Source organism: Paenibacillus sp. A3, assembly GCF_001399685.1.
Lineage (GTDB): Bacteria > Bacillota > Bacilli > Paenibacillales > NBRC-103111 > Paenibacillus_G.
The window spans coordinates 26,049-34,593 of record NZ_JTHN01000201.1 but is presented as its reverse complement, the minus strand read 5'-3'; the positions used below and the strand labels follow the sequence as shown (position 1 = coordinate 34,593).

General features: G+C 56.9%; 10 protein-coding genes. 4 read left to right on the top strand and 6 right to left on the bottom strand.

Annotation, left to right across the window (positions count from 1 at the left end):
• Nucleotides 1–122: 122 nt before the first annotated feature.
• Entirely contained in the window at nucleotides 123–1,073 is a 951-nt protein-coding gene (locus QJ48_RS27725; RefSeq protein WP_054976619.1) for a YafY family protein, read from the bottom strand.
• 223 nt (nucleotides 1,074–1,296) lie between these two features.
• On the opposite strand from QJ48_RS27725, the gene QJ48_RS27720 reads away from it, so the two are divergent.
• Complete coding sequence (locus QJ48_RS27720; protein WP_054976618.1) at nucleotides 1,297–2,175, top strand: SDR family oxidoreductase; 879 nt, start codon at nucleotides 1,297–1,299, stop codon at nucleotides 2,173–2,175.
• Between the two features lie 105 nt (nucleotides 2,176–2,280).
• On the opposite strand, the gene QJ48_RS27715 is transcribed toward QJ48_RS27720, so the two are convergent.
• Nucleotides 2,281–3,186 carry an SDR family oxidoreductase gene (locus QJ48_RS27715; RefSeq protein WP_054976617.1) on the bottom strand — a complete coding sequence of 302 codons (906 nt, stop codon included), beginning with the start codon at nucleotides 3,184–3,186 and terminating at the stop codon, nucleotides 2,281–2,283.
• A 202-nt stretch (nucleotides 3,187–3,388) separates the two neighbouring features.
• Here QJ48_RS27715 and QJ48_RS27710 point away from each other — a divergent pair, with 202 nt between their 5' ends.
• Nucleotides 3,389–4,597 carry an MGDG synthase family glycosyltransferase gene (locus QJ48_RS27710; protein ID WP_054976616.1) on the top strand — a complete coding sequence of 403 codons (1,209 nt, stop codon included), beginning with the start codon at nucleotides 3,389–3,391 and terminating at the stop codon, nucleotides 4,595–4,597.
• 166 nt (nucleotides 4,598–4,763) lie between these two features.
• Here the strand turns inward: QJ48_RS27710 and yhfH are convergent, their stop codons facing one another.
• Complete coding sequence (gene yhfH, locus QJ48_RS36300) at nucleotides 4,764–4,931, bottom strand: protein YhfH (RefSeq protein ID WP_237763082.1); 168 nt, start codon at nucleotides 4,929–4,931, stop codon at nucleotides 4,764–4,766.
• 92 nt (nucleotides 4,932–5,023) lie between these two features.
• Complete coding sequence (locus QJ48_RS27705; RefSeq protein ID WP_054976615.1) at nucleotides 5,024–6,031, bottom strand: diguanylate cyclase domain-containing protein; 1,008 nt, start codon at nucleotides 6,029–6,031, stop codon at nucleotides 5,024–5,026.
• Between the two features lie 274 nt (nucleotides 6,032–6,305).
• Here QJ48_RS27705 and QJ48_RS27700 point away from each other — a divergent pair, with 274 nt between their 5' ends.
• A complete protein-coding gene (locus QJ48_RS27700) occupies nucleotides 6,306–6,923 on the top strand; it encodes a nitroreductase family protein (RefSeq protein WP_054976614.1) in 618 nt (205 codons plus the stop codon).
• A gap of 103 nt (nucleotides 6,924–7,026) precedes the next feature.
• On the opposite strand, the gene QJ48_RS27695 is transcribed toward QJ48_RS27700, so the two are convergent.
• Nucleotides 7,027–7,518, bottom strand: coding sequence for a DUF1992 domain-containing protein (locus tag QJ48_RS27695; protein ID WP_157261772.1), 492 nt, complete (start codon nucleotides 7,516–7,518; stop codon nucleotides 7,027–7,029).
• Between the two features lie 253 nt (nucleotides 7,519–7,771).
• Here QJ48_RS27695 and QJ48_RS27690 point away from each other — a divergent pair, with 253 nt between their 5' ends.
• Nucleotides 7,772–7,978, top strand: coding sequence for a hypothetical protein (locus tag QJ48_RS27690; protein ID WP_237763081.1), 207 nt, complete (start codon nucleotides 7,772–7,774; stop codon nucleotides 7,976–7,978).
• A gap of 172 nt (nucleotides 7,979–8,150) precedes the next feature.
• On the opposite strand, the gene QJ48_RS27685 is transcribed toward QJ48_RS27690, so the two are convergent.
• Nucleotides 8,151–8,489: a hypothetical protein gene (locus QJ48_RS27685; RefSeq protein ID WP_054976611.1), complete on the bottom strand. Its 339-nt coding sequence runs from the start codon at nucleotides 8,487–8,489 to the stop codon at nucleotides 8,151–8,153.
• Between the last annotated feature and the right edge of the window lie 56 nt (nucleotides 8,490–8,545).

Genomic DNA, 8,545 nt, shown 5'->3' with positions numbered 1-8,545 from the left:
GTCTGAGATTTTCTACTTCTAGGGTTTCTCAACAGTCTGCCCGGCGATTAAGCGCCGGAGTCGGGTTAGGGACGTACATAGGGTGCTGTTGCGGCTTGGAGTGCGTAGACCGGACCGTATCGTTATTGGCCGTAGATTTGGCGGATCGTCTCCGCCAGCCGGAGGAGGTCTGCGCGCAGCTCTTCCGGCTCCAGCACCTGCAGTCCGCCGCCGTATCCCGGAATGATTCGCAGCGCGTACTCCGCCGTTTGGAAATCGGCGGTAAGCTCGGTCAGGCCGTCGGCAGCCGGGCGGGTTTCACGGATTTTGACGAAGTGCTCCTCCCGCAGGAGTGCAAGAGTGGAAGCATCTGCTTGCAGCGTCACGAGATAGCTGGGCAGCCGGGACTTGAAATCGGCCGTCGATTGCTCCCAGTAACGGGCCAGCTCGAAGTCTGCCAGCCGCTCGAAGCTCTCCGGCCGAATGACGGCGCTGCGTATCCGGGAAACCCGGTACGTGCGTATCTGGCCGTCTACGAGCCCGATCAAGTACCACGCGTTTCCTTTGACGACCAGCCCGAGCGGGCCGACTTCGCGCTCGACGACCTCGTCGCCCCGCCCGTAACGAATGGCCAACAGCCGCTCCTCCCACACCGCCTCCTGCACGATGGACAGGCACGATACCTCCTCCGCGGGTCCGTACCATCCGGCTCCGTCCACGTGGATGCGTTCGCGGACCGCCTCCGCATCCCGCCGCAGGGAGGGGGGCAGGGCGGCCAGCAGCTTCAATAAGGCCGCTTCAAAAGCTTCGCGCCAGCCTAGATCACGCATCATCCCGGAAGCGTGGGCGAGCAGGAGGGAGCGGATCTCATCGATTTTGAGTCCCGTGAGCTGAGAGCGGTAGCCTTCCGGCAGCACCCAGCCGCCGCCCGAGCCCCGCTCGGCATAGAGCGGAATGCCGGAAGCGCTGAGCGCCTCCATGTCGCGGAAGATGGTCCGCTCTGATACCTCCAGCTGCTCGGCCAGCTCCCGCGAGGTCATTCGACCGCGGTTCTGAAGCAGCAATAAAATCGATAACAGCCGGTCCGCACGCATGATCATCGCTCCTTATATTTTTGAGATGTGTTTTAGATTAGTAGATATTTTCATTTTATCACAGCAATATGACAAGGGTTGACATATTAGGACTGGTAGGATGAAAGCGTAAGACGGAAATAGGCCTAGAGCAGCTTCAGCGGCTCGATAAACATTGGGGTTATTATGCGGGAATGGCACGACATTGCCCGCCAGACGATCAAGGAAAGCGGAGGAATGAACGATGAAACCATTGGAGGGACATATCGCGGTCGTTGCCGGAGCGACAAGAGGAGCGGGCCGCGGCATCGCCGAAATGCTGGGGGAAGCGGGAGCGACGGTCTATGTGACCGGCCGCAGCTCGCGGGGACAGCTCTCCGACATGGGCCGGACGGAAACGATCGAGGAGACGGCGGAGCTGGTGACGGCCCGGGGCGGACGCGGCATTCCGGTGCGCGTGGACCATACGGTCGAGGAAGAGGTCCGGGCGTTGTTCGAACGGGTGCGAAGCGAGCAGAACGGCAGGCTTGACCTGCTCGTCAACGACGTGTGGGGCGGGGACTCGCTGATGGAATGGGGCAAGACGTTCTGGGAGCAGCCGATTGCGGGCGGGCTGCTGATGCAGCGGCGGGCGGTGCATTCGCACATGATCACCAGCTATTACGGCGCGCCTCTCCTTATGGCGAACAAGCGGGGGCTCATCGTGGAAATTACGGACGGTTGGGATTACCGGTATCGCGGCAACCTGTACTACAGTCTCGCCAAAATTTCGGCGATTCACCTGGCCGAGTCGATGGCCGAGGAGCTTCGCCCGCACCATGTGGCGGCTGTGGCGGTTACGCCGGGCTTTCTGCGTTCGGAAGCGATGCTCGACCACTTCGGCGTGACGAAGGACAATTGGCGGGACGCGGCGGAGAAGGACCCGCATTTCATCATGTCGGAGACGCCGCATTATGTCGGACGGGCGGTTGCCGCACTGGCCGCCGACCCGCGCATCATGGACAAATCCGGTCAAGCGCTGACGAGCTGGGGGCTCTCCGACGAGTACGGCTTTACGGACAAGGACGGGAGCAGGCCGCACTGGGGCAACTATGCGGCGGAGCAGGGCTTTTACGCTGAGTGATCTGCGGCTATGCAGGAGTGCGGAAAGCTCCGTGCCGGGTAACGGACAAATACCAAGAGGGACTACGGAAGGTTATCTCCGCAGTCCCTTTTTGGCGTTGCCGCGTCAGGAGGTGATGAACGAGCCTCCGTTCACATGCAGCGTCTCGCCGGTGACGAATCTGGAATCGTCGCTTGCGAGGTATACGTAGGCGGGCGCCAGCTCGAACGGCTGGGCGGCCCGGCCCATCGGCGTATCCGTGCCGAACGTCTTCACCTGCTCAGCGGGGAAGCTGGAGACCGTCAGCGGGGTCCAGACCGGACCAGGAGCTACGCTGTTCACCCGAATGCCTTGCTCGACCAGCGAAAGAGCCAGCGACCGGGTAAAGGTGACGATCGCTCCTTTGGTAGACGAATAGTCGATCAATTGCCGGTGGCCGCGGTAGGCGGTGACCGAAGCCGTATTAATGATGGAGTCGCCCGCCTTCATATAGGGCAGAGCGGCCTGAGTCACGAAAAAGAACGAGAAAATATTCGTTCGGAACGTCTCGATTAGTTGCTCCTCCGAAATATCCAGGATGCTCCCCTGCGGATACTGGACGCCCAAATTGTTGACCAGCACGTCCAGCTTCCCGAACGCGGCAAGAGTTTGCGCGACGACGCCCGTGCACGAAGCTTTGTCCCGCAGATCTGCCGGGATGGTCAGGCAGCGGCGGCCAAGCTGCTCGATATGCTGCTTCGTTTCGGCCGCGTCCGGATGTTCGTATAAGTAGGCGATGGCCACGTCGGCTCCTTCTTTGGCAAAGGCAACGGCGGTCGCGCGTCCGATCCCGCTGTCTCCGCCCGTAATCAGGGCTGCTTTGCCGAGAAGCTTGCCGCTGCCGACATAGGCGGGATTGTCGAAGATCGGCCGCGGGTTCATCAAATATTCGAGTCCGGGCTGCCGCTCTTGATGCTGGGGCGGGAACGCAATCGGCTTTTCGCGGCATTCCGTTTCCATCGCATAATAAGGGTATTCAGGGTAAGGCTTCATAAGGAACCTCCGATCAAGCGTAAAAATGGGCTTTTGCCGATAGTGTATTCGCGTTGGGCGCTATGGGTGCGTTCCGGAGCTACGTCCGGGTCATTGGCGTACTTAAGAAAGTTTTAAGCTCTGAGGATGGGATTTCTTCAGGTTTTTCGTTTAATATATAGAGTAGAAGAATAAACAAAGAACAGTTCATGGGGGGCTACTTATGTTGACGAACGGCGAGATCCCCGCGGCTGCGCGCGTTTTGGTGCTCTCCGGCGACTTGGGTGACGGTCACCGGCAGGCGGCGCGGGCGCTGGCGGAAACATGCGGAGAAGGCTTGGCGGAACGTGTACGGGCCGAGGTGATCGATTTTATGCAGGAAGTGTACCCGTATCTTCATCCGATGGTGAAGTACTGCTTTATGAAGGGCGTCGAGAAAGCGCCGTCGGTTTACGGCTATTTATATCGCAAAACAAGACGGAAAGAGGCGATGCCGATTCCGTTCAAGACGTTTTTGAGCTTGGGGCTGTCCCGGTTCCTGGCGCTCTTGGAGGAGAAAAGGCCGGACATTATCGTCTGCACGTTCCCGCTGGCCGCGGCGGCCGTATCCTTGCTTAAAGAAAAAGGCGCGGTTTCGACGCCGCTCGTTACGGTCATTACGGACCATACCGACCACAGCCTGTGGCTGCAGCCGCATACGGATTTGTATCTGGTCGGGTCCGAGCAGGTAGCGGCCGCGCTGCGTCTGCACGGCGTGTCGTCTACCCGCGTCCGGGTGACCGGCATTCCGGTGCGCCGCCGCTTCTCCGAATCGTTCGACCGGGTCCGGCTGTGCCAGTCGTTCGGTCTCGATCCGGAGCGCCCGGTCGTGCTCGTGATGGGCGGCGGCAGCGGCATGCTGGACGAAAGCGTCCGTTCGCTGATCCGTTCGACATCTCTGCTGGAGCGGCTGCAACTGGTCGTCATCTGCGGAAGCAATGCGGCCGTGCGGGAAGAGCTGGAAGCGGAGCTGCGGGAGCATCCGACAAACCGCGTCATCGTCAAAGGCTTCGTAGAGGAAATTCACGAATGGATGGCCGTCGCGGATTTGCTGGTGACGAAGCCGGGCGGGCTGACGACGGCCGAAGCGGTCGCCATGGGCTTGCCGATGCTGCTGTACAAGCCGATTCCCGGCCAGGAGGAAGATAACGCCGCGGTGCTGGAGAAGGCCGGCGTCGCCATCCGGGCGACGGCCGCCCGGGCGCTGCAGGATCAGCTGCTGGAGCTTGCGGACAACCGGCTTGCGCTGGCCGCGATGCAGGGAAGGGCACGGCAATTCCGCCGCCAGCGCCCGACGGAGCAGGCTTGGGATGCGATTATGCATCTTCAGCAGACGGCGTCTTCCGTGCGGAAAGCGTGGCAGACGACGACCGCGATTCGCGAGGCGTGGTAAGTCAGCGAGGCTGGATCGGCAACGCTAGGGTGGAAAGTCGCTCAGTCCGGAATGGGATGAGCGGCTTTTTTTGCTTTTTTGCTTTGGACATGAGAGCTGCATCTCTTCATCGGATCGCCCAATCTAAGCGCACACAAAAAAACGCCCCCTCGGCAGGGGCGTCAGACTATTCCGGATGAGCTGTCGGCCCGGAAATCGGGCTGAGCGGGTAGAACGTTTGACCTTTGCACTGCGTACAGGTGGACGTGTAACAATCGGCCATTTCCTCCAGAGGTTCGCCACATGTATCGCAGCATTTGGAGGGCAGGGTGTCATAAAACTCGGTCGTTCGCATCAACAATGAGCATCACTCCCTGTGTTCATGATACTCTCACTATACAGGAAACGAGTGAAAAATGTAAGCGTTTCTCCGAGGGTTCCCGAAGCTCAGGCTCCTCTGCCTTTAGTGAGGCTCTTGGGCAAGCCTTTGCCCGTACCGCGCAGCGGGCTCAAAAAAAATGCGCTCATTCCTTCGCGATACGTGAAGAACTGGTTTCTTCCCAACAATTTGGCGCGGTACATGGCAGCATCCGCATTTTTCAGCATGGTAGTGCAACTGGACCCGGGAACGGAGCCGAGGCAGATGCCGATGCTTCCGGAGACATGGGCCACCTTTCCTGCCAAGCGGTAAGGAGCCTTGATCGCTTCGAGCATGTCGCAAGCCGTTTTTTTGGCGGACGCTTCGCTGCACTGGAGGGCGACCAGCAGAAATTCGTCCCCGCCGAGCCGGAAAATTTGCCGATGCTTGTTCTGGAACGCTTTTAAACGCTGTCCCACTTCCCATATCAACATATCTCCGATGTCGTGTCCGAGCGTATCATTGACGGACTTGAACTCGTCCAGGTCCAAAAACAAGAACGCCGCGTTCCGGTTTACGGTATTTTTCTCGGCATAGCGGTCCCAAGCGTTCCGGTTGAGCAAACCGGTCAGAGGATCGGTATACGCCAGCTTCTCGAGCGCTTGCTTCTGAAGGCGCATGGCCCGCCAAGCGACGATATACACAAGACACATCGCGGCCAGAACGCCGAACAGCAAAAACAAATCGACCGGGCGCAGGACGGAGTGGACGATATAAGCTCTGTCCTCATCCGGAGCGATGGCGGCTTCGCTGCCCGTTATATACATCGTTGCCATTCCGATCATCGTGAGCAAGCCGCCGCCCGCCAGTCGAAGGCGGCTTTTGTTTCCGAACAGAGCCAGATGAAAGATAAGGAACGTCGTCATGATGCCAGCAAGTAAAGAAATGAGGGTTAAAGTCGTATCATAACGCACGTTGTCGTCCCAGTGGAATACCAGCACGGCCAAATGCGCGGACCACACGCTCCCCGTGACGAACGAAGCCGCCGCGAACCAGCGGTTTCTGATTCGTCCAAGGACGTGCGACAGATGGAACACGATGCAACAACTCCTTTTTTTGAATTGTTTATCCGTCCTATTCTAACAAATAAATCTGAACAAAATCTATACAACGCTCTCTGCCGGCTTCCTCTCGCTGCGAAGCGAGGAAGGAAAAGGAAGCGCCTGTACGCTGTATTTACCCGGTTCAAGGTAAAAACTATATCCGTTGCCGTGAAATTTATATTCGTAATTTTTCGTACGGTACTTTACAAAAGTAAGTTAATTGGGTTATTATACTAAATAGAGTTATACAATTAAAGGAGTGGAAATTATGAGCCAAGTTGAACAACAACAAACCGCAGAGCAAGTTATTCTGTCCCGTCATTCCGTCCGTCAATATCAACGGGACGTCGTTATCCCGGATGCGGAGCTGAACGAAATTTTGGAGCTGGCCACAAGCGCGCCGTCGTCCTGGAACTTGCAGCACTGGCGTTTTCTGGTCATCCGCGAGCAAGCGAACAAAGACCGTCTGCTTCCGATCGCGTTTGGCCAACAGCAAGTATCCGATGCATCCGCGGTTGTCGTTGTGCTCGGCGATCTGCAAGCGAACTTGACCGCCCCGATCGTCTTTGAAAAGGCGACGCCGGAAGTTCGCGACACGATGCTCGGCCAAATTAACGGCGCCTATGCAAACAATCCGACGGTAGGCCGCGACGAAGCGATCCGCAACGCCTCGCTGGCCGCTATGCAGCTTATGCTGGCTGCCCGCGCGAAAGGCTATGACACCGTTCCGATGGGCGGCTACAATCCGGCTGCTTTGATCCAAGAGTTCAACATTCCGGAACGCTATATTCCAGTTATGCTTCTCCCGATCGGTAAAGCGGCTAGCCCGGCACGCGCGACAGAACGTCTGCCGCTCAGCGATGTGGTCATTAACGAGTCGTTCTAATTCGGGAAAGCCGATATCGACAAAAATACCCCCGGCAGCGCTCCCTTGAACAGGGAGTAAAGGCTCCGGGGGTTTTGCATGTTATGTTTATGCATCGGCGAAGTCACTTGTCCGCATACCAGCGGTCATACTGTTCGTGCAGGTTGTCGCGGGACAAGCGGCTGCGGTGCAGGGACAGGCTCGGGGCTTGGCGGTTCAGCTCCGCGATCTGCTTGTTCGCATCCTCGATCCGCGCGTCGATTTCCGGGTCGACGGAGCTTTTGGCCATCCGGCTGATCGCTTTCTCCATCAGCGAGCCGATTTCCTTCCGGAGCATGACCCACGGATGCTCGACCTTGGCTTGCTTAAGCAAGGACGACCATGCGTCTCCGGTCGGCACCGTCAGCGGCTTACCGAAGCCGGGCAAATGCTCCAGGCCGCCGTTTTTGACAAAATCCTCGTAAGCCTCGTCGATCCAGCTCTGCCGTTCTTTCTCCGCTGCGAGCATGGCATCCCGGTCTTCAAGTGTTTCTTTCGGTAAAGGAATGATAGGGCGGTCTGTCGGCTCTTTTCCAACACCGTACGTCTGATCCCGCTTTGGCGGCCGTTCGGACATGGTCATTCTCCTCCCGCATATCACTTTCTTTCAGAGTAGCGGAAGCGTGGGCCGGGGTCAAGAAAGGCGCTTATCCAAGTTTGCTTCTCATTCCGATCAACTTAATAGAAAATGAACGAAAAATTTTATCACAAGTACAATCCGTTTTCAACCGTAAAAGCAAAAAAAAGACTTGAAGTATCTGGGAATTTATAGTATTTTGGGTATGGAGTTAAATAGCAGATTTATAGAGGAGGTGAGCCAAGTGGAAAAAATGTGCATGAACATGATGATGACGATGTGCATGGATGACATGATGTGCAAAATGAACTCCATGAAATCTATGATGAACATGATGATGGAAATGAAGATGATGGATGCCATGGACATGGACATGATGATGTCCAAAATGCAAGAATGCGACGAAACGATGACGATGATGATGAACATGATGCGCGAGATGAAACAAGCGTCCATGTAATGCCCGGCCGATCCATTCGCCAAAATGGATTCAGCCCTCTGCAGAGCAGCCTGCTGCATGCATCAAGATAACCGCCGGCTGAGCAGTCGTCTGCAAGCCGTGTTCGCACCAAGCCACTGGCAGAACGGTCCTCCGTATGCCATATGTTACGCTCCCGCGCTTGAAACAACCTCTAAGCTTGTTCCGCCTTGATTTTTCTCGAGACCGTAATGCGCTCCGTTTTCAATTCCATCACTTGCTCTCTGAGCCGTTCCGTAACCCACGCATCGTTCGTTTCCCGCAGTTCCCGGTAAAGCTCCAGCATTTTGCGGTTGATCGAATCGAAGGTCATCCACAGCTCCTCAAGCTTTCTTGTACGCACAGCCTCCGATACATACGCGTCTTTTTGCTTCAGGATGTCCGTAATCTCTTGCTGCCAGGCCGTATCTCCGATCCGTCCGGCGTAATTGTACAAATCCAGATAGTCGTCGACCCAGAGAGCGGCGGCTGCTTTCATGGCAGAAGAAATCATGTTCGTCATCCCCTAGCATGGTAAAATCAACTTATTTACCTAGTATTATACTCGGA

Coding starts and splice junctions, on each gene's coding strand:
- QJ48_RS27725 (WP_054976619.1), bottom strand. CDS start 1,073: ATGCGTGCGGACCGGCTGTTATCGATTTTATTGCTGCTTCAGAACCGC.
- QJ48_RS27720 (WP_054976618.1), top strand. CDS start 1,297: ATGAAACCATTGGAGGGACATATCGCGGTCGTTGCCGGAGCGACAAGA.
- QJ48_RS27715 (WP_054976617.1), bottom strand. CDS start 3,186: ATGAAGCCTTACCCTGAATACCCTTATTATGCGATGGAAACGGAATGC.
- QJ48_RS27710 (WP_054976616.1), top strand. CDS start 3,389: ATGTTGACGAACGGCGAGATCCCCGCGGCTGCGCGCGTTTTGGTGCTC.
- yhfH (WP_237763082.1), bottom strand. CDS start 4,931: ATGCGAACGACCGAGTTTTATGACACCCTGCCCTCCAAATGCTGCGAT.
- QJ48_RS27700 (WP_054976614.1), top strand. CDS start 6,306: ATGAGCCAAGTTGAACAACAACAAACCGCAGAGCAAGTTATTCTGTCC.
- QJ48_RS27695 (WP_157261772.1), bottom strand. CDS start 7,518: ATGTCCGAACGGCCGCCAAAGCGGGATCAGACGTACGGTGTTGGAAAA.
- QJ48_RS27690 (WP_237763081.1), top strand. CDS start 7,772: ATGTGCATGAACATGATGATGACGATGTGCATGGATGACATGATGTGC.
- QJ48_RS27685 (WP_054976611.1), bottom strand. CDS start 8,489: ATGATTTCTTCTGCCATGAAAGCAGCCGCCGCTCTCTGGGTCGACGAC.